This window comes from Mesorhizobium sp. M0208 (assembly GCF_040322015.1).
Classification (GTDB): domain Bacteria; phylum Pseudomonadota; class Alphaproteobacteria; order Rhizobiales; family Rhizobiaceae; genus Mesorhizobium.
The window spans coordinates 37,230-55,002 of the sequence record NZ_JAMYSP010000006.1; the positions used below are offsets into that span (position 1 = coordinate 37,230).

The following is a 17,773-nucleotide window of genomic DNA, read 5'->3' on the forward strand; positions in this document are numbered from 1 at the left end:
GGCAACGGCGCCTACCGACGGCGCCCGCCTGCGACCATGTTGGTTTCGATGCCATCCAGGCGGTCGAGCAATTTCTTCAGGCGGTCGGGAATATCCGTCTCCGTGCGGAATGCCGGCAGGGTGCGCAGGAAGCGCTTGGTGGTCTCATTGCCGAGCTGGCGCCGGATATCGACGGCGAGCGCGTCGTGCTTTTCGCCATTGGTGCGGGACATCTTCCAAAATCCTGTGTCGGCTTCGAAACTCTTCCACAGGAGGAATGGTTCCCGCATTGTAGTAGCCTGGCAAGCAAAGCCGTCGGATACGGTAAAGTTTGAATTAAAATCGAAAAGTCTCCGCTGTTCGCCCTCAAGCCGTGGCCAGCGGCTGCAGTATCGCTTGCCCCTTGATTTTTGGCCGCCAAACCTCGATATCGGGCGCAAATCCACACCATTCGAAAATGACGGGAAACGGCGATGAGCGACCAGGCAAAAGACGAACGCGCGCCCGATGAAGCCGAGAAGACCGAGGCTGCCGCGGAGCCAAGGGAAGGCGGCGTCGACAGCGACTATGAAGCGCTTGTGCGGCTTCTGAAGGAAAACGAAGAGCTGAAGGATCGCGCGCTGCGCGTCGCGGCCGACATGGAGAATTTGCGCCGCCGCACCGCCCGCGACGTGCACGATGCGCGCGCCTATGCGGTTGCCAACTTTGCCCGCGACATGCTTTCGGTGTCAGACAATCTGCGCCGCGCTCTGGATGCCATCCCGGAGGAGGCCAAGGCTTCGGACGATGCCGGTTTCAAGGCGCTGATCGACGGCGTCGAGATCACCGAGCGCGCCATGCTGTCGGCGCTTGAACGTCACGGCGTGAAGAAGCTTGAGCCCGAGGGCGAGAAATTCGATCCGAATTTCCACCAGGCGATGTTCGAGGTGCCCAATCCCGACGTACCGGCCAACACAGTCGTGCAGGTCGTGCAGCCCGGCTATTCGATCGGCGAGCGTGTGCTGCGGCCGGCCATGGTCGGCGTCGCCAAGGGCGGCCCCAAGCATGTGGCGAGCGAAGCGCCGGTGGAGCCGGGGCCGGTGAATGAGCAAGCTGAGAAGGATGCGTAAGTTAGGAGAGTAGGGGAATAGGCAGTACGGGAGTAGGGAATACCGCTACGTCGGGTAAAATAGAGCAGAGCACTTGCCTACTCCGGCCGTTGCCTTCTCTCCCCTACTCAGGCCGCAAACCGCTGCGCTTCTCCGCCATAATAATTGACGTAGCGGGCACCGATCTCCTTGACCGGCATCACCACGAACACGTCGACGGTCGAGAATTCACGGTCGATGACGCAGCCGTCGCCGATGCGCGCGCCGACGCGCAGATAGCCCTTGACCAGCGGCGGCATCGCGGCGATCGCCGCCTTGGTGTTGACGGCCTCGATCGGCATCAGGTCCATGGAACAATAGCGCCCGGCGACGGCGCGCACGTCCCAGGATGAATTCGTCCGGCAGTGGTGGGCAAGATAGGTCAACGCCTCGGCATGTGCCGCCGGCACGGTGCCGTGGAACGACGCGCAGCCGGTCATCACGCCGATGCCGTAATGGTTGATATAGGCCCAGATGCCTTGCCACAGCGCCTCGATGGTGCGCTTCGAGCGGTATTCCGGCAGAACGCAGGAGCGGCCGAGCTCGAGGAACCGCTGGCCGGGATGCCGCGCGATCAGCTTGGTCAGCTCGAATTCGCCTTCGGAATAGAAGCCGCCGGCCGCTGCGGCAATCTCCTGCCGCAGCAGGCGGTAGGTGCCGACGATGCGGCGATGCTCGGGGCCGGAAAGCGAAGTATCGAACACAAGCAGATGATCGCAGAGGGGATCGAAGCGATCGGCATCGCGGCGGTCCTGCATCTGGAACAGGTCCTTCCTGGCACCAAGCTCGTCGTAGAACACCCGGTAGCGCACTTCCTGCGCGGCAGCGATCTCGGCCTCGTTGCGGGCGAGCCGCACTTCGAGATTGCCGATGCGGCCGAGCGATGCGCCTTTTATGACGGCATCGGCGTTCCGGCCGACGAGCAAAGGCCCGCTGGCGTTCGGCCGAGCATCACATTCCGGCATGACTGTATGCACGAGTGATTCTCCTTCGAGCCATCCCTCTTGGCACGGGGATACGGTGTAGGTGCAACAGGATTGTGACAGTACCGTGATACGGCTCTGCGGGCAATACTTCGTCGGCTGGGTAATCTATCAACCGTCTATGTTGTGCCTCAGGCGGCCACTTGCCCCTCGACGGCATGAACCAGGGCATCGGGGTCGAGCGGCTTGGTGACGAAGCCGCTGGCACCGTGAGCGAGCACGGCGTGGCGGGTCTTTTCCTGGCTGTCGGCCGACAGCACCATGATCGGCACCGGCGGCACCGCGGTCTCCTCCTCATGGCGGCGGATGGCGGCGATGGCGTCCAGGCCGTCCATGACAGGCATGTGCAAGTCCATCAGCACCACGTCGTAGCGGTGCTTGTGGCCGGTGCTGATGACCGCCTCGACCGCGGCCTTGCCGTTGCCGACCACTTTCACGCGATGCCCGGCCTTCAGCAGCGTGGCGCGGGCCAGCATGGCATTGATGTCGTTGTCCTCGGCGATCAGCACCGACAGGCCCTGCTGGCGGGCGCCAATGGCATGCCCCGCCTGCGCGCCGCGCCTTTGCAGTTGCGGCTCGGCGATGACCGGCGCGTGGCTGGTCAAAAGCACGCGCAGCAGTGTCTCGCCGCGCACCGGCCTCGCCAGGAAGGTGGCGTAACCATTGGCACGGAATTCGCCAAGCATGCCGCGGTCGGTCGGCGCGATCAGCGTCACTGCCTCGCACTCGGCAAATCCGCTCTGGCGCAGGCGCCTGAGCAGCCTGCCGTCGCTTTGCTCCATGGCAGCATCGATCAGCAGCACGTCACAGCCCTCGGCGAAAGCGGTGGCCTGGGCGGCGGCGGTGGCCAGATCGACCGTGCCGCCATTGGCGCGAATGGTGCGGGCGATGGCTTCGGCCTCGACCGGGTTCTTCGACACGATCACCGCATGCCGGCCCGACAGCGGGTTCTCGCGGATCTGCGGCGCCTCGACGGCGGAAATAGCGGGAATCTCGAAGACGAATTCAGATCCCTGGCCAAGGCGGCTCGACACAGAGATGGTGCCGCCCATGGCGGTCACCAGGCGCTTGGAAATGGCAAGACCGAGGCCGGCACCGCCATGCGCACGGGTCGAGGTGCCGTCAGCCTGTTCAAAGTCCTCGAAGATACGCTCCATGTCCTCCTCGCGCAGACCGGGGCCGGTGTCGGTGATGGTGAAGCGGATGCGGTCGGTGATTTCGGTGCGGACGCGGGCGATGCTTGCCAGGACGCCGCCGCTGTCGGTGAACTTGACGGCGTTGCCGATGAGGTTGAGCAGCACCTGCCTGACCCTGCCGGGGTCGGCGGTGATCAGCTGCGGCACGTCGGGTTCGACATGACAGCCGAGGCCGATATCCTTGGCAAAAGCCCGCGCCGCCAAAAGCTCGACGACATTGTCGGCGATCTCACGCACCGACATCGGCTGCGGTTCGGGATCGAAGCGGCCGGCCTCGATCTTGGAGTAGTCGAGCAGGTCCTCGATTAGCGCCAGCAGCGCGCTGGCCGAGGTCGAGATGGCGCCGACATAGGTCCGCTGCTCGGGCGAAAGGCTGGTGTCGGCGAGAAGCCGGGCCATGCCCATGATGCCGTTCATCGGCGTGCGGATCTCGTGGCTGACGGTAGCGAGGAAACGCGATTTGGCCTGGCTCGCATATTCGGCCCGCTCGCGGGCGGTGATCAGCGAGGATTCGGCGCGCTTGCGGGCGGTGATGTCGCGGGCGATGGCGCGATGCGAAACGGCGCCGCTGTCCTTGTCGCGCACCGACAGCTCGATCCAAGAGAACCAGCGTGGACCGTCCGGCGTGCGAATGGCGACGTCGGTGGAACTCAGGCATTCATGGTCGGAAAAGGCGGCGTCGGGGACGATGCCGACATCGATGCCTAGTTCGGCCAGGGCCTTGCCGGCAAGCTCGCGCTGGTCGGTTTCGACAAGGTCGGCGAAAACCTTGTTGGCGTAGACAATGTGGCCGTCGCGGTCGCGGTGGACGACGAGATCGCCGAGTGCATCGATCAGACCGCGAAAGCGCTCCTCGCTCTCCTGCATCTCCCACATGCGGTCGGCCAGCGTCTCGATTTCGGCGCGGCTGCGGGCGGTGGTGGCATCGAGCAGGGCCACTGCGCGGCGCTCGGTGCGCCTGTTGCGCAGATGCATGGCGAGCCCGGCCATGGCTGTCGCCAAAAGGCCGATGGTGATGAAGATCGGCGCTCCGGTCAAATGCGACAGGCCCGCCAGCACGACGATGGCGACCAGCGTCAGGAAGGACAGGCCTTCGCGGTTGGCGTCGGGCAATTCCGGCGCCAGCGGTGGCGCGGCGACAAGCTGCCGTGCTGGCGTATCGGGGGCCGTCCCGTCGGCCCGTTCGGCTGGTTCCGCCGCTCTGATGCCGGGTTCCGCAATCATACGGAACTCCTGCCAGACAGAGCTTATCGAAGGTTGTGATTGATCGTTCGAATTTTAGCGGTCGCGCTCTTTTTCCCCAAGAGGCTCACATGTCCACCACCACACGGCCGCGGATCTTGCCCTCGACGATGTCATGCGCGGCGCCGATGATGCCGTCGAAGCCGATGCTCGTCGACAGACTGGCAAGCTTTGCGTGATCGAGATCGGTGCCGATGCGGCGCCAGGCCTCGAGGCGGACCGCCTTGGGCGCCATCACCGAATCGATGCCGAGCAGCGAGACACCGCGAAGGATGAAGGGGGCGACGCTGGCCGGCAGGTCCATGCCGCCGGCGAGGCCGCAAGCGGCGACGGCGCCGCCATAGGAGGTCATCGACAGAACGTTGGCCAGCGTGTGGCTGCCGACGGCATCGACGCCGCCGGCCCAGCGTTCCTTGGCGAGCGGTTTTGCCGGCTGCGCAAGCTCGTCGCGTGAAATCACTTCCGCGGCGCCGAGGTCGATCAGATAGGGGCTTTCGGCAGCGCGGCCGGTCGAGGCAATGACGTGATAGCCGAGGCTGGACAGGATCGAGATCGCGACCGAGCCGACGCCACCGGCAGCGCCGGTCACCACCACCGGACCACGATCGGGCACGATGCCGTGGCGCTCCAGCGCGATGACGCAAAGCATGGCGGTGTAGCCGGCGGTGCCGATCGCCATCGCATCATGCGGGCTCATTCCGTCCGGCAGCGGCACCAGCCAGTCGCCTTTGACACGGGCGCGCCCGGCAAAGGCGCCGAAATGCGTCTCGCCGACGCCCCAGCCGTTCAATATGACCTTGTCACCCTTGCGCCAGTCAGGATTGGAGGACGAGATGACTGTGCCGGCGAAATCGATGCCCGGCACCAGCGGCCAGCGGCGGATTACCGGCGCCTTGCCGGTAATTGCAAGGCCGTCCTTGTAGTTCACCGTCGTCGCCTCGACCGCGACGGTGACGTCGCCCTCCATCAGGTCTGCCTCTGTAAGCTCGGTCACCGCGACCGACTGGTTTTTCTCGGCGTCGCGCGAAACGAGGATGGCTTTGAAGGTTTCGGGCATGTTTTCTCCTCGGGCTTGCAGATCAGAATGTGCGGCGCCAGGCGAGTGAGGTCAATCGCTCGACATTCCGCGCCGCCAACCAATGAGCTCATCGAAGACGACCAGCACGGCACCAACGGAAATGAAGGCGTCGGCGAGGTTGAAGACGGCGAAGGACCAGACCGGCGTATGGAACAGGACATAGTCGATGACATGGCCGTAGATTGCGCGATCGATCAGGTTGCCGAGCGCGCCGCCAACGATCAGTGCGAAGCCGATGCGGGCAAGCAGGTGGCCGGGCGGCGTGCGGGCCGCAAGATAGAGCACGAAAGCGACCACCAGAACCGCGACGACCACCAGGCCGGTGTCGCCGAAGGACGAAAACAGCGAGAACGCGATGCCGGTGTTGTAGGTGCGGTACAGCGCCAGGAACGGCAGCAGGTCGAGCCGTTCCTGAAAGGCGAGGCCGGTTTCGACCAGGTATTTCAGCCACTGGTCGAGCGCTATCGCGGCGACGACCAGAAGAGCGTACGGCCTCCAGGACTTCATGGTTTGCAGTTTCACGGTTTGAGATGTCACGATCTGGCGTCCTCCGGGCCGAGCTTCAGCGCGTCGCGCCGGATCTCGAACAGCATGACGCCGGTGGCCACCGCAAGGTTGAGCGAATCGGCGCGGCCGGCCTGCGGTATCCGCAGCAGCTTGTCGCAGCTTGCGGCAAGCTCGTCAGGCAGGCCTTGCTGCTCGTTGCCCATCACCAAAAGCACCGGGCCTTTTGAAAAATCGACCGAGCGGTAGTCGACCGCACCCTTCAGATGAGTGCCGGCGACGAGGCCGGGAAAGCTCGTTCGCCAGGCGAGAAAAGCCTCGGGCGACGCCTTGGCGACGGGCACGGCGAAGATCGAGCCCATTGTGGCGCGCACCGTCTCGACCGAAAAGGGATCGGTGGTCTCGCCGACCAGGATGACGCCCCTGGCGCCGACAGCGTCGACCGTGCGGATGACGGTGCCGAGATTGCCGGGGTCGCGAACGCGGTCGAGTGCTACCCAGACATCGCTGTCCTCGACGCGGATGTCCTTCAGCGACAGCAATTTCTGCGAGAACACGCCGACGACCATTTGCGGATTGTCACGGCGGGTGATGGCGACCAGCACCTTTTCCGAGACTTCAAGTACCGTGCCGCCGGCGGCGACCGTGCGCGCCGCGACCTTTTCGACTGCCGCGTTGCCACGTCCGGCCTTGGCGAAGACCAATGTCCTGATCGACCAGCCGAGATCGAGCGCGTCGATGACCAGCTTCAGGCCTTCGGCCATGAAGGCATTCTGCTGGTCACGGAATTTCTTCAGCGCGAGCGCCTTGATGTCCTTGATCAGCGGGTTGGCGAGGCTGGTGACTTCCTTCACCTGCCCTGGCGCGCCTGCGTGCCGTTCGTACGCACTCATTCAGGCCACCCAGCGCGAGAACAGCGAGGTCGAAAGCGCCCGACCGGCAGATTTCTCGCGGATGATCAATTCGCCCGACTCGACCGTGCCGCCCATGCCGGCGAAGGTGTCGCGCATCAGGGCATGGATCGCGAAAAAAGAGGCGCGGATCGAATAGGCGGTCAGTACCACGGCGAGCGGCTTCGGCGTCAGGATCGCGCGGCAGATATCGGTCAGCGCCGGCAGGTCCTCGAACAACTGCCAGACCTCGCCTTTCGGTCCGCGGCCATAGGCGGGCGGGTCGAACAGGATGATGTCGTAGCGGCTGCCGCGGCGCTCCTCGCGTTCGGCGAATTTCACGGCATCGTCGACGATCCAGCGGATCGGCTTTTTCGATAGGCCCGCCATCTCCTGGTTTTCGCGTGCCCAGCCGATCGCCTTCTTGGAAGCATCGACATGGGTGACCTCGGCGCCGGCATGCGCCGCCACCAGGGAGGCAAGGCCGGTGTAACCGAACAGGTTCAGCACCTTCACCGGCCGTTTTGCCGCCGCGATCAGTCCGGCCATGTGGTCCCAGTGCGAGGCCTGCTCGGGAAAGACGCCGACATGGCGAAACGAAGTGAAGCGGCCGAGATAGTCGATGCCGTCATGCTTCATCGGCCAGGTCTCGCCGAGCGGCGTCTTGGGGAAGCGCCAGCGGCCGATGCCTTCCTCGTCGGTATCGCCGGTGAAGATGGCGTCGGCGCGTTCCCAGTCCCTGGCCGCCAATGCCTTTTGCCAGATCGCCTGGCCCTCCGGCCGAACGATGCGGTAGGGGCCGTATTGCTCGAGTTTTTCTCCGGCACCACTGTCTAGCAGCGCGTAGTCCTGATTGGGGCCGACTTCGAGGATCAGCGGCAGATGTTCGGCGGGCAGCGCGCCATCGCGGCGCGAGAGCATGCGCGGCGCGGCTTTTGGCTCGGACCGGTCTTGCGGTTTAGGCTCCGGACCGGCGGTTGGGCTGGCGTCGCGCCGCCGGACATGCTCCGCCCCGCCTTTTGCGGGCGGTCGGCTGTCGCGGCGTCTGTCGCGAAAAGGTTTCAAGAAGGCGCATCTCCGGACGGCGGCTTGGCCGCTTCTGCCACAGCACATTGACCGGCGCAACAAAAGGGCTGCCGACGTGCGCAGCCGGATCAGCCGCGCCTGATCGACAGCAGGCCGATTGCGAGCGCTATGAAACCAACGGCCTTGAAGCCGGTGACGACCATATGGCCGGTTTCCCAGCGGCTCCGGATGGTTTCGAAATTGCCTGGGATCGGTCCAGGTACCCAAGTGGCCAGGACATCGTTTGCCGGTTTGACCAGCGCAAACCACGCCCCAAGCGCTAGCAGGTAGAGCACGGTGGCGGCCAAGACCCACCAGAATGCCGGACGATCGCTGCGCAGCATCCAGGCGAGGAGGCCCGGACAGACGATTGCCGCCAGGTCCAGCGGTGCGCCGATAATCGCGAAGAATTGGAACTGAGCGTTAAAGACAGTGGTTTCACGCCAGAGCGAAGGCCGCCATCTGGTCAGCCGCGGCACCGATTCCAGCACATGGGCGAAAGACGGCCCAAGGCTGAGCGCCGCGACGATGGCGGTCAAAACCGACCAGAACAACAGAAAACCGCGTATATCCATAATGGCCAGACAACGGCGTCAGGGCGCAGACGTTCCGGTCGGCGATCGTCTTGCTTGCCGTCGAAAGGGCAGGCGCACTATCGTCCATTCAAATTGGGCATCCATCAAACCGGGTTGCGATCCATGTCCCGCGCCGAACGCCTGCTCGACCTGATCCAGATCCTGCGCCGGCATCGCCGGCCGGTCAGCGGCCGCAGCCTCGCGGACGAAATGGGTGTGTCGATCCGCACGCTCTATCGCGATATCGCCACGCTGCAGGGGCAGGGTGCGCCGATTGAGGGTGAGGCGGGGCTGGGTTACGTGCTCAGGCCAGGTTTCATGCTGCCGCCCTTGATGTTCACCGATGAGGAGATCGAGGCGATCGTTCTCGGTTCGCGCTGGGTGGCCAAGCAGCCGGACTGGCGGCTTGCGAACGCCGCCACCGACGCGCTGGCCAAGATCGCGGCGGTGCTGCCGGACGATTTGCGCGAGGAACTCGATGCCTCGACGCTGCTGGTCGGGTCGCGCACCGAGGTCACAGAAGGCATCGATCTCGGCGTGGTGCGGCAGGCCATCCGCGAGGAGCGCAAGCTGAGCTTTGTCTATCGCGACGCCGGCGGCGCTGCCTCCGAGCGCACCGTCTGGCCGTTCGCACTCGGCTTCTTCGACAAGGTGCGCGTCGTCGCGGCCTGGTGCGAGATGCGCCAGGATTTCAGGCACTTTCGCGCCGATCGGATATCCGGCCTCAACGCCACCGAGATGCGCTATCCGCGCCGCCGTCAGGTGCTGCTCAAAGAATGGCGGGCGACGCTCGACACGCCAAGCTAAGGCTGCTGCTCAGTTGAGACTGCTGCCAGAATCTGGCAGTGGCATACGCTATGCTCCTCCAGTCGAAACCATCTGGAGAGCAATTCATGACACCGCCCAATTTCGTCATCCTCTATGTCGACAAGCCCGAGCAAAGCGGCGCCTTCTACAGCGCGCTGCTTGGGCGGCAACCGGTCGAGACCTCGCCGACCTTCGTGCTGTTCGTGCTCGACAACGGCTTCAAGCTCGGCCTCTGGTCGCGTCACACCGTGGAGCCGGCCGCGGCGGCAGCGGGCGGCGGCGCCGAGATCGTCTTTGCGCTGGACACGCCGGGTGCCGTCGACGCCACCCATGCCGAGTGGGCCGGCCGCGGGCTGAAAATTCTGCAGACGCCGACCGACATGGATTTCGGCCGCACCTTCGTCGCGCTTGATCCCGACAGCCACCGGCTGCGGGTTTATTGGCAAAGGGAGTAGGGCAGTAGGGCAGTAGGGGAGTACGTGACAGGAAACATAGCTGGCGCGGCGCCGCACGATCAGTGCGGTTTCCTACTCCCCTACTCCCTTTCGCTTGCCCGATACACGGCAATGCCGGCGGCGAGGTCCTCGAGGGCTGCGCCGACCGACTTGAACAGCGTGATCTCGTCGTCGTTCTGCCGGCCTTTTTTCTGGCCGCGCGCCAGTTCATAAAGGTCGGCGACGATGGCTTCCGGCTTCAGAACGCCGGAGGCCAGCGGCTGGACGATATCGCCGGCTTCCTTGGTGGCGCCGGCGCGGGTGTCGACATAGACGCGGGCGCGTGCAATCGCGTCGTCGTCGCTTTCGCGCATCGCCGGCGTGAAGCCGCCGACGAGATCGACATGGGTGCCGGACTTCAAGAGTGCGCCCTTGATCAGTGGCATGGTGGTGATGGTCGCCGACGATACGATATCGGCCTTTCCGAGTTCGGCGTCGAGATCGCCTGCTGCTTCGGCCGCAAAACCCTCGGCACGCAATTTTGCCGCGACCTTTTCGGCATTCGACGACGTGCGGTTCCAGATGCGGATGTTCGTGATCGGACGCACCGCCGAATGCGCCTTTGCAAGGAATGGCGACAGCGCGCCGGCGCCAACCACCAGCAGCCGTGATGCATCCTCGCGGGCCAGATAGGAGGCAGCCAGCGCCGAGGCACAGGCCGTGCGCCACTGTGTCAGCCTCTGGCCATCGATCAAGGCCTGAGGCTCGCCGGTGGCGCCGTCGAGCAAGAGGTAAAGCCCCATCACCGCGGGCTTGCCGACGGCATTATTGTCAGGCGACACCGTGACGATCTTGACGCCGATATGGCCATCGGCCGAGGTGCCGGCTGCGTTGAAGTCGGTCCAGGCCGGCATCAAAAGCAGCGTCGAGGCGGCGCCATCGGGCCGCTCGACAGTGTGATGGTGCCTGACCGGCTGCACGGCGCCATCGCGAAAGGCGGCGCGTAACGTCTCGACCAGCCTGGAAAAGGTCAGCGCGCGGTCGACCTCGGCGGCGGAAATGGTCAGCATGAAAGGCTCTCCGTGGAGAACTAGGCCGGTTGTGCCTCAGGCCCGAGCCGCGGCTCAGTTCGTCGGCTTCGGCAAGACTGGGCTCTGCGACGCGGTGGGCGCGCGGCTAACCGCCTGGCGCAGGTTCTCGGCCTCGGCGCCGCGCTGGCGCGCCAGCTTGCGGTAGCGGCCCTGCTTGATCCAGGTCGCCAGGCTGCCGACGATCATGCCGGTAGCCAGCGCCAGGAACAGGAAAATGAAGAGCGGCACGGTCAGCGTCAGCGCCGGATTGCCGGGATTGAACGGATCGAGTGTGAAGGCTACCGGTTCGCGGTTCGCGACGGCCAGTGCAATCAGGATGACGGCCAGCGGCACGAAAACCACGATGAGAATGAAGCGATTGAACATGTTTTTCCGTTCGGAAGAAAAGGCAGGAGCGGTGGCGGGTGCCGCGCCTATTTGCCTCCGTTCAGCCTTTCACGCAATTCCTTGCCGGTCTTGAAGAACGGTACCCATTTCTCCTCAACCTCCACGGATTCGCCGGTGCGCGGGTTGCGGCCGGTGCGGGCAGGGCGGTTTTTCACCGAAAACGCGCCGAAGCCGCGCAACTCGACCCGGTTGCCCTCGGCAAGCGCGTCGGTGATTTCATCGAAGATAGCGCTGACAATGTTTTCGACGTCGCGCAGGAAAAGATGCGGATTACGCGTGGCGATGATCTGAACAAGTTCGGATTTGATCATGAAAAGGCTCCCCGTGAAAGCAGTGCCGCCGAAATTATCAGAATGATTTTATTTGGTTTTTCACTCGTCCCAAGCGGTTCCTCAAGGGTGCCAGACGGAAACGAGACCGTCAAGAAACAAGCGGTCCACTCCAATTTCGTGAAGGACGTCGCCGCCATGGCCGGGCAGGCCAAGCGCAGCGCCGACGGTCTGCGCCATCGCCTTGGAGAACAGGAAACCACCGCGTTTTTCCGTGTCCTTCCATTCCACCACCTTGAGCTTGGCATCGACACCCTTGCCTGCAAGCCAGTCGATCGCTTCGGCTTCACCGCCGACCGCGTCGATCAATCTGTTGGCGACCGCCTGCCGGCCGGTGAAGATCGACCCGTCTGCGAGCGCCAGCGCCTCTGGCTTGGTCATATTGCGGCGCTCGGCGACGATGCCGACGAACCAGTCGTAGCTGTCGAGGATGAGCTTGCGGACCATGGCGCGCTCATCGTCATTGGTCGGCTTGAAGGGAGAAGGCGAGGCCTTCAAGGGCGAGGATTTCACCTCCTCCAGCTTGACGCCGAGCTTGTCCATGAGGCCGCTGACGTCCGGGTACTGGATCAGCACGCCGATCGAGCCGACGATCGAGGATTTGCGTGCGACAATATGGTCGGCCGCAGTGGCGATCATGTAGCCCGCCGAAGCCGCGAGCGTGCCGACCTCGGCCACCACCGGCTTGTCGGCGGCGAGCTTGCGCACTGCCTCATAGATCGATTCGCCACCGACGGTGGTGCCGCCAGGTGAATCGATCGACAGGATCACAGCCTTGACGCGCGGCGACTGACGGATGGCCTCCAGCCGCTTGATCAGTTCTTCGTCTTCGGTGATGGTACCTTCGATCTTGACCTTGGCGATGTGGTCGACAGCCGCGCTGGTGAAGTCGTCACCATAGATCCACGCCGAAAAGGCGATCAGCCCGGCTGCGGCGACGATAATCGCCGCGATACGCCAGAATGTCAGCTTGCGGCGCAAGCGGCGGCGGTCGATCAGGTCGTCGGCTCTCAATGCCATGGTCAGCCTCGTAGTCGGTGGGAGCAGATGCTTTTAAAGCAACCATTCGCGCCCGGCTACCGTTTCCTGACGGCCTTGCGCCAAAGGCCTTAGGCATTCGCGGCAAGCCTCAACCTGTTACGTTCCACAGGCTCTAACACTGTGCGCCCATATCTGGTATGAGGTACAGGCTGCGCTGGGGCCATTTTCGTTGTACAGGGGCGGCTGTCACATTTTTGCGGTTTTCCTCGGCTTGTGCTTGCTTGAGGGCGCCGGCATCCCACCTATAGGGCGGCCTGGCGGGCAGGGGTTTAGAAGAAGCAGTCATGTTAGCGGGACCAATCGAACCGACCAACACCGAGACGGAGTTGGCTCCCAAGGCCGCAGGCCGGGCGCGGGTCGACGCGTTTGACATTGCGCAGCGTCATTCGCGCCGGGTCCGGATCCTGAAGCTGGCCGTACCGCTGGTCGCCGCCGTGATCGCGGTCGCGTTTCCGGTCTATTCCTATCTCATGGCACCCGCTGCAATCGAGGTGCAGGCCGACGGCGGCGCCTTTGCCGATGGTAAGCTGGTGATGGCCAATCCCAAGCTCAACGGCTTCACCAAGCAGAACCTGCCCTATTCGATGACAGCCCTGCGCGCCATACAGGATGTCAGCAAACAGGGCATCATCGATCTGGAAGGTATCAAGGCCAAGCTGCCGATTGCGGCCGACAACACCGCCGCCATCGGTGCTGCGCACGGCACCTACGATCGCGACGGCAACACGTTCAGCCTGACCAGCGACGTGACCGTGTCGACCACGGATGGCGTGGTGGCAAAATTCAAATCAGTCTATCTCGACATGGCCGAAGGCACTATGAAGACAAGCGAACCCGTCGATGTCAGCCGCGGCGGGTCGCGGATCAGGGCGGATTCGATGTCGGTCCAGGACAATGGCAAGGTCCTGATTTTCGAGAACAAGGTGCGCGTCGACATCGATCCCGCCAGTTTGAAGGCGGCAGAGGCAAAGAGCGGAGAGACCAATGCGGTTCAGTAGTTCGGCACGGCGCCTCGCCGCGATCTCGGCGTTGACGCTTGGGTTGCCCTTGGGGCTGACCTTCGGGACGGCGCCGTCGCTGGCGCAATCCAGTGCCACCAGCCAAATGTCCGGCCTCAGGCTGTCGGGCGACAAGCCTATCCAGATCGAAAGCGACAAGCTCGAGGTGCGCCAGGCGGAAAGCGTCGCCGTCTTCACCGGCAACGTCAACGTCGTCCAGGGTCCAACCGTGCTCAAGGCCGGCAAAATGACAGTCTATTACGTCAGGGATGCAGGCGCCGCCAAAGGCGCCCAGCCCGCGGGTGCTGCGGCAATGACCGGATCCGCCAACATCGACCATCTCGAGGTCGACGATAAGGTCTACATCAAATCGGACGATCAGGTTGCCACCGGCGACCGCGGCACCTTCGACATGAAGACCGAAGTGCTGGTGCTTTCGGGCAGCAAGGTCGTGCTCTCGCAAGGCGACAACGTGCTTGTCGGCTGCAAGCTTACCGTGCAGATGAAGAGCGGCCTTGCCCAGGTCGACGCTTGCGGCGGCCGCGTCATGATGTCGATCACGCCGCCGGCGAAGTCTGGAGCAGCGAAACCCTGATGACCGGCATATCGTCGCTGCTGGCGCGTCTTCCAGGGCGCGCCGCCAGCAAACTTGCGGCACCGGCCAGGGTCACCGTCGAAGCGGCAAAGTTCAAGGGAACCTTGATCGCCAAAGGGCTGACCAAAAGTTACAAGGGCCGCAAAGTCGTCAGCGGCGTGACGCTGGGCGTGCGCGCCGGCGAGGCGGTTGGGCTGCTCGGCCCCAACGGCGCCGGCAAGACGACCTGTTTCTACATGGTGACCGGCCTAGTGCCGGTCGATGAAGGCACCATCGAAATCGACGGTTTCGACGTCACGTCGATGCCGATGTATCGCCGCGCCCGTCTCGGCATCGGCTACCTGCCGCAGGAAGCGTCGATTTTTCGCGGCCTGAATGTCGAGCAAAACATCCGGGCCGTGCTCGAAGTGGTCGAAAAGAGCCGCAAGGAGCGTGAGCGGCTGCTCGACGAATTGCTCGAGGAATTCCACATCAGCCATCTGCGCAAGGCTCCGTCGCTGTCGCTCTCCGGTGGTGAGCGGCGACGCCTCGAAATTGCCCGTGCGTTGGCAACCCGCCCTGCCTACATGCTGCTCGACGAACCGTTCGCCGGTATCGATCCGATCGCCGTCGCCGACATCCAGCAGCTCGTGCGCCACTTGACGGCACGTGGAATCGGCGTGCTGATCACCGACCACAATGTCCGCGAGACACTTGGCCTGATCGACCGCGCCTACATCATCCATGCCGGTCAGGTGCTGACCCATGGCCGGGCCGACGAGATAGTCGCAAATGCCGATGTGCGGCGGCTTTATCTCGGCGAGGGATTTACGCTCTAAATGCGAAATTCCGGTTCGAGCGGGATTTCCGGCGTAGTCCAGCAGGTCTTTCTTCAATTTTCTGCCTGAAAACGCGCTGGCAGGCGAGTTTTACCGCTCCTCGCCTTGACAAGCAAAAGCCGGGCCAGTTTCTATGCTGGCCTGGAAAATTCCTTCCAGCAGTGCGGGTGCGTAGACGGGGCGTTTGAAACCGAACCATGGCGTTGGCGGCAAAACTACAGCTACGACAGTCGCAGTCGCTGGTGATGACGCCGCAGCTGATGCAGTCGATCCGCCTGCTGCAGTTCACCCACCTAGAGCTGGAACGCTTCATCGACGACGAGATCGAACGCAATCCCCTGCTGGAACGTGCCGAACCGCAGGAGGACGCCGCCAGCGACCAGGCGCAGAAGGGCGACGCTGCACCGGAACCGGCTGCCGACGGCGACTGGTTCGAAGCGGAGACGGCGTGGAGCGCCGAGGCGATCTCGGAAAAGCTCGATACGTCGCTGGAAAACCTGTTTCCCGATGATCCTGGTACGAGCGAGCGGCTCGGGCCCGACCTGACGGCGCAATGGAAATCGGCGTCCGGCAACGGTTCCACCTCTTCCTCCGACGGCTTTGACGTCGCGGACATGGCGGCGGCTGCCATCACGCTGCGCGACCATGTCGGCGAGCAGGTAGCGCTCGCCTTTGCCGATCCGGCGGCCCGCCTGATCGCCAGCGAGCTTGCCGACGGCCTCGACGAGGCCGGCTACATGCGTGCCGACATGGCCGAGATCGCGGCCCGCCTCGGCACGGACGCCACGGCGGTGGCAAGGGTCCTGGCGGTCTGCCAGACATTCGAGCCCGCCGGCATCTTCGCCCGCGACCTCGCCGAATGCCTGTTGCTGCAGCTTGCCGTGCGCGACCGGCTCGATCCGGCGATGAAGGCGCTGATCGCCAATCTCGAACTCCTGGCACGGCGCGATTTCCAGACGCTGAAGCGGATTTGCGGCGTCGACGAGGAGGATCTGCTCGACATGCTGGCCGAGATCCGGGCGCTCGACCCGCGGCCAGGAATGGCATTTTCGTGCGGTGCCAGCGACGCAGTCGTGGCCGACGTCGAGGTGCGCGCAGCCAATGACGGCAGCTGGACGGTCGAGCTCAATGCCGAGACGCTGCCGCGCGTGCTGGTCGATCACATCTATTTCGCCCAGGTCACGCCACATGCGAAAAACCAGGCGGAAAAGGATTTCCTCGCCGAATGCCTGCAGAACGCCAACTGGCTCACGCGCAGCCTCGACCAGCGGGCGAAGACCATTCTCAAGGTGGCCTCTGAGATCGTGCGCCAGCAGGACGCTTTTCTCGTCCACGGCGTGCGGCACCTGAAGCCGCTCAACCTGCGTACGGTGGCGGACGCCATCGGCATGCACGAATCAACGGTCAGCCGGGTCACGGCAAACAAATACATGCTGACGCCGCGCGGTGTGTTCGAGCTGCGCTATTTCTTCACCGCCTCGATCGCTTCGTCAGGTGGCGGCGATGCGCATTCGTCGGAAGCGGTGCGCGACCGCATAAAGCAGCTGATCGACGAGGAGAAAGCCGTCGATGTGCTTTCCGACGATGCCATCGTCGACATGCTGCGGGAAAGCGGCGTCGACATTGCCAGACGCACGGTGGCCAAATACCGGGAAGGCATGAACATACCCTCTTCGGTGCAGCGGCGGCGCGAAAAACGCGCTTTGGCCAGCGCCGGCCGTTGAGCTCCGACGGAATTTCCACAGCTTTCGCAGTTCATTGACAAGCGGCAACGAAGTGGCTAGAAGCCCGCCCGCATGAGACGGGCTAGCGAGTGGATTTGAGTTCGCCGATGCCCGCACGAGAGATGGTCCGTCACGACGTAGGCCACGGGACGGCCAAGAAGGCGGCTTGTGATCAACCGGAAAGTTCGGATCTAAAATCGGCGCAAGTGACGCCGCAAAAGCTTGTGCGCGCGGACCACGAGTATAAACTCGGGACAGTTTGAAGCCTGAGCAAGGAAGGTCAGTTTTCAGATGACACTGCGCATATCGGGAAAACACATGGATATCGGCGATGCGTTCCGTACGCGCATCAACGACCGTGTCGGGGAAGTGATCGGGAAATATTTCGATCGGGGCTTTTCAGGGCAAATCGTAGTCGTCAAATCGGGGTCGCGCTACACGGCCGATTGCATGATCCGGCTGGACTCCGGTGCTTCGCTGCAGGCGACCGGCGATGCCCAGGATCCAACGCTTGCCTTCGATACCGCGGCAGACCGTCTGGAAACACGACTCAGGCGCTACAAACGCCGGCTGAAGTCGCACAATTCAGGCAATAGCAACGGCGAGCTCACCGACGTCGCCTATACGGTGATGGCGCCGCTTACCGACGACGAGGAGGACATACCGGAGAATTTCGCGCCGGCCATCGTCGCCGAATCGACCATGACGCTGCGGACCATGTCGGTGGCGTCAGCGGTGATCGAACTCGACACCAAGGACAGCCCGGTCCTGGTCTTCCGCAATGCCGGAAACGACCATCTCAATATCGTCTATCGCCGGCCGGACGGGAATATCGGCTGGATCGACCCGTCCACGGCCAAGGTCGCGCAGGGGTAAAAACCAGCCGCACGCGAGCGTGGGGACTGGCGAC

Annotated in this window: 20 protein-coding genes; 8 read left to right on the forward strand and 12 right to left on the reverse strand. The window is 63.7% G+C overall.

Annotated elements, in window-relative coordinates; all coding sequences use genetic code 11:
* Window positions 1-11 precede the first annotated feature (11 nt).
* Window positions 12-212: a hypothetical protein gene (locus tag NKJ17_RS08550; RefSeq protein ID WP_254816803.1), complete on the reverse strand. Its 201-nt coding sequence runs from the start codon at window positions 210-212 to the stop codon at window positions 12-14.
* Window positions 213-452: 240 nt separating this feature from the next.
* Between NKJ17_RS08550 and grpE the strand changes: the two genes are divergently transcribed.
* Window positions 453-1,088 carry a nucleotide exchange factor GrpE gene (gene grpE, locus NKJ17_RS08555; protein ID WP_352506612.1) on the forward strand — a complete coding sequence of 212 codons (636 nt, stop codon included), beginning with the start codon at window positions 453-455 and terminating at the stop codon, window positions 1,086-1,088.
* Window positions 1,089-1,195: 107 nt separating this feature from the next.
* Here the strand turns inward: grpE and olsB are convergent, their stop codons facing one another.
* The 7 genes from olsB to NKJ17_RS08590 all read right to left on the reverse strand — a co-directional run bounded on the left by olsB (window position 1,196) and on the right by NKJ17_RS08590 (window position 8,639).
* Window positions 1,196-2,071 (reverse strand): l-ornithine N(alpha)-acyltransferase, encoded by an 876-nt coding sequence (gene olsB / locus NKJ17_RS08560; RefSeq protein ID WP_023675251.1) that lies wholly within the window; start codon window positions 2,069-2,071, stop codon window positions 1,196-1,198.
* A 149-nt stretch (window positions 2,072-2,220) separates the two neighbouring features.
* Window positions 2,221-4,509: a hybrid sensor histidine kinase/response regulator gene (locus tag NKJ17_RS08565; RefSeq protein ID WP_352506611.1), complete on the reverse strand. Its 2,289-nt coding sequence runs from the start codon at window positions 4,507-4,509 to the stop codon at window positions 2,221-2,223.
* Between the two features lie 85 nt (window positions 4,510-4,594).
* Window positions 4,595-5,584 (reverse strand): acrylyl-CoA reductase (NADPH), encoded by a 990-nt coding sequence (gene acuI, locus NKJ17_RS08570; RefSeq protein WP_352506610.1) that lies wholly within the window; start codon window positions 5,582-5,584, stop codon window positions 4,595-4,597.
* A gap of 51 nt (window positions 5,585-5,635) precedes the next feature.
* Window positions 5,636-6,112: a signal peptidase II gene (lspA, locus tag NKJ17_RS08575; RefSeq protein WP_352506692.1), complete on the reverse strand. Its 477-nt coding sequence runs from the start codon at window positions 6,110-6,112 to the stop codon at window positions 5,636-5,638.
* A gap of 26 nt (window positions 6,113-6,138) precedes the next feature.
* Window positions 6,139-7,002, reverse strand: a complete 864-nt coding sequence (locus NKJ17_RS08580) for a TrmH family RNA methyltransferase (RefSeq protein WP_352476400.1) — start codon at window positions 7,000-7,002, stop codon at window positions 6,139-6,141.
* Complete coding sequence (locus tag NKJ17_RS08585; RefSeq protein ID WP_352506609.1) at window positions 7,003-8,064, reverse strand: RsmD family RNA methyltransferase; 1,062 nt, start codon at window positions 8,062-8,064, stop codon at window positions 7,003-7,005.
* 89 nt (window positions 8,065-8,153) lie between these two features.
* Window positions 8,154-8,639: an anthrone oxygenase family protein gene (locus tag NKJ17_RS08590; protein ID WP_352506608.1), complete on the reverse strand. Its 486-nt coding sequence runs from the start codon at window positions 8,637-8,639 to the stop codon at window positions 8,154-8,156.
* 123 nt (window positions 8,640-8,762) lie between these two features.
* On the opposite strand from NKJ17_RS08590, the gene NKJ17_RS08595 reads away from it, so the two are divergent.
* Together NKJ17_RS08595 and NKJ17_RS08600 are read left to right on the forward strand one after the other, a co-directional pair.
* Entirely contained in the window at window positions 8,763-9,446 is a 684-nt protein-coding gene (locus tag NKJ17_RS08595; RefSeq protein ID WP_352506607.1) for a helix-turn-helix transcriptional regulator, read from the forward strand.
* An 86-nt stretch (window positions 9,447-9,532) separates the two neighbouring features.
* Window positions 9,533-9,901: a VOC family protein gene (locus NKJ17_RS08600; protein ID WP_352506606.1), complete on the forward strand. Its 369-nt coding sequence runs from the start codon at window positions 9,533-9,535 to the stop codon at window positions 9,899-9,901.
* 80 nt (window positions 9,902-9,981) lie between these two features.
* Here the strand turns inward: NKJ17_RS08600 and lhpI are convergent, their stop codons facing one another.
* From lhpI to sppA, 4 genes are all read right to left on the reverse strand, one after another.
* Window positions 9,982-10,950, reverse strand: a complete 969-nt coding sequence (gene lhpI / locus NKJ17_RS08605; RefSeq protein ID WP_352687947.1) for a bifunctional Delta(1)-pyrroline-2-carboxylate/Delta(1)-piperideine-2-carboxylate reductase — start codon at window positions 10,948-10,950, stop codon at window positions 9,982-9,984.
* Window positions 10,951-11,004: 54 nt separating this feature from the next.
* Window positions 11,005-11,337 carry a DUF1049 domain-containing protein gene (locus tag NKJ17_RS08610; RefSeq protein ID WP_352687949.1) on the reverse strand — a complete coding sequence of 111 codons (333 nt, stop codon included), beginning with the start codon at window positions 11,335-11,337 and terminating at the stop codon, window positions 11,005-11,007.
* Window positions 11,338-11,384: 47 nt separating this feature from the next.
* Window positions 11,385-11,669: an integration host factor subunit beta gene (locus NKJ17_RS08615; protein ID WP_023675261.1), complete on the reverse strand. Its 285-nt coding sequence runs from the start codon at window positions 11,667-11,669 to the stop codon at window positions 11,385-11,387.
* A gap of 81 nt (window positions 11,670-11,750) precedes the next feature.
* A complete protein-coding gene (sppA, locus tag NKJ17_RS08620) occupies window positions 11,751-12,707 on the reverse strand; it encodes a signal peptide peptidase SppA (RefSeq protein WP_254816814.1) in 957 nt (318 codons plus the stop codon).
* 305 nt (window positions 12,708-13,012) lie between these two features.
* On the opposite strand from sppA, the gene lptC reads away from it, so the two are divergent.
* The 5 genes from lptC to hpf all read left to right on the forward strand — a co-directional run bounded on the left by lptC (window position 13,013) and on the right by hpf (window position 17,739).
* Window positions 13,013-13,726, forward strand: a complete 714-nt coding sequence (lptC, locus tag NKJ17_RS08625; RefSeq protein WP_352476407.1) for an LPS export ABC transporter periplasmic protein LptC — start codon at window positions 13,013-13,015, stop codon at window positions 13,724-13,726.
* Window positions 13,713-14,321, forward strand: coding sequence for an LptA/OstA family protein (locus tag NKJ17_RS08630; protein WP_254816816.1), 609 nt, complete (start codon window positions 13,713-13,715; stop codon window positions 14,319-14,321). Before lptC ends, NKJ17_RS08630 begins: the two co-directional genes overlap by 14 nt.
* On the forward strand, window positions 14,321-15,139 hold the full coding sequence (gene lptB / locus NKJ17_RS08635; RefSeq protein ID WP_023718959.1) for an LPS export ABC transporter ATP-binding protein: 819 nt from the start codon (window positions 14,321-14,323) through the stop codon (window positions 15,137-15,139). The genes NKJ17_RS08630 and lptB overlap by 1 nt, the downstream gene beginning before the upstream one ends.
* Window positions 15,140-15,336: 197 nt before the next feature.
* Window positions 15,337-16,863 (forward strand): RNA polymerase factor sigma-54, encoded by a 1,527-nt coding sequence (rpoN, locus tag NKJ17_RS08640; RefSeq protein WP_352687951.1) that lies wholly within the window; start codon window positions 15,337-15,339, stop codon window positions 16,861-16,863.
* A 291-nt stretch (window positions 16,864-17,154) separates the two neighbouring features.
* Window positions 17,155-17,739, forward strand: a complete 585-nt coding sequence (gene hpf, locus NKJ17_RS08645) for a ribosome hibernation-promoting factor, HPF/YfiA family (RefSeq protein ID WP_352506601.1) — start codon at window positions 17,155-17,157, stop codon at window positions 17,737-17,739.
* Window positions 17,740-17,773: the final 34 nt, after the last annotated feature.

Excerpts from the sequence above, each read along its gene's own strand:
- NKJ17_RS08550 (WP_254816803.1), bottom strand. The coding sequence starts at position 212 with ATGTCCCGCACCAATGGCGAAAAGCACGACGCGCTCGCCGTCGATATC.
- grpE (WP_352506612.1), top strand. The coding sequence starts at position 453 with ATGAGCGACCAGGCAAAAGACGAACGCGCGCCCGATGAAGCCGAGAAG.
- olsB (WP_023675251.1), bottom strand. The coding sequence starts at position 2,071 with ATGCCGGAATGTGATGCTCGGCCGAACGCCAGCGGGCCTTTGCTCGTC.
- NKJ17_RS08565 (WP_352506611.1), bottom strand. The coding sequence starts at position 4,509 with ATGATTGCGGAACCCGGCATCAGAGCGGCGGAACCAGCCGAACGGGCC.
- acuI (WP_352506610.1), bottom strand. The coding sequence starts at position 5,584 with ATGCCCGAAACCTTCAAAGCCATCCTCGTTTCGCGCGACGCCGAGAAA.
- lspA (WP_352506692.1), bottom strand. The coding sequence starts at position 6,112 with ATGAAGTCCTGGAGGCCGTACGCTCTTCTGGTCGTCGCCGCGATAGCG.
- NKJ17_RS08580 (WP_352476400.1), bottom strand. The coding sequence starts at position 7,002 with ATGAGTGCGTACGAACGGCACGCAGGCGCGCCAGGGCAGGTGAAGGAA.
- NKJ17_RS08590 (WP_352506608.1), bottom strand. The coding sequence starts at position 8,639 with ATGGATATACGCGGTTTTCTGTTGTTCTGGTCGGTTTTGACCGCCATC.
- NKJ17_RS08595 (WP_352506607.1), top strand. The coding sequence starts at position 8,763 with ATGTCCCGCGCCGAACGCCTGCTCGACCTGATCCAGATCCTGCGCCGG.
- NKJ17_RS08600 (WP_352506606.1), top strand. The coding sequence starts at position 9,533 with ATGACACCGCCCAATTTCGTCATCCTCTATGTCGACAAGCCCGAGCAA.
- lhpI (WP_352687947.1), bottom strand. The coding sequence starts at position 10,950 with ATGCTGACCATTTCCGCCGCCGAGGTCGACCGCGCGCTGACCTTTTCC.
- NKJ17_RS08610 (WP_352687949.1), bottom strand. The coding sequence starts at position 11,337 with ATGTTCAATCGCTTCATTCTCATCGTGGTTTTCGTGCCGCTGGCCGTC.
- NKJ17_RS08615 (WP_023675261.1), bottom strand. The coding sequence starts at position 11,669 with ATGATCAAATCCGAACTTGTTCAGATCATCGCCACGCGTAATCCGCAT.
- sppA (WP_254816814.1), bottom strand. The coding sequence starts at position 12,707 with ATGGCATTGAGAGCCGACGACCTGATCGACCGCCGCCGCTTGCGCCGC.
- lptC (WP_352476407.1), top strand. The coding sequence starts at position 13,013 with ATGTTAGCGGGACCAATCGAACCGACCAACACCGAGACGGAGTTGGCT.
- NKJ17_RS08630 (WP_254816816.1), top strand. The coding sequence starts at position 13,713 with ATGCGGTTCAGTAGTTCGGCACGGCGCCTCGCCGCGATCTCGGCGTTG.
- lptB (WP_023718959.1), top strand. The coding sequence starts at position 14,321 with ATGACCGGCATATCGTCGCTGCTGGCGCGTCTTCCAGGGCGCGCCGCC.
- rpoN (WP_352687951.1), top strand. The coding sequence starts at position 15,337 with ATGGCGTTGGCGGCAAAACTACAGCTACGACAGTCGCAGTCGCTGGTG.
- hpf (WP_352506601.1), top strand. The coding sequence starts at position 17,155 with ATGACACTGCGCATATCGGGAAAACACATGGATATCGGCGATGCGTTC.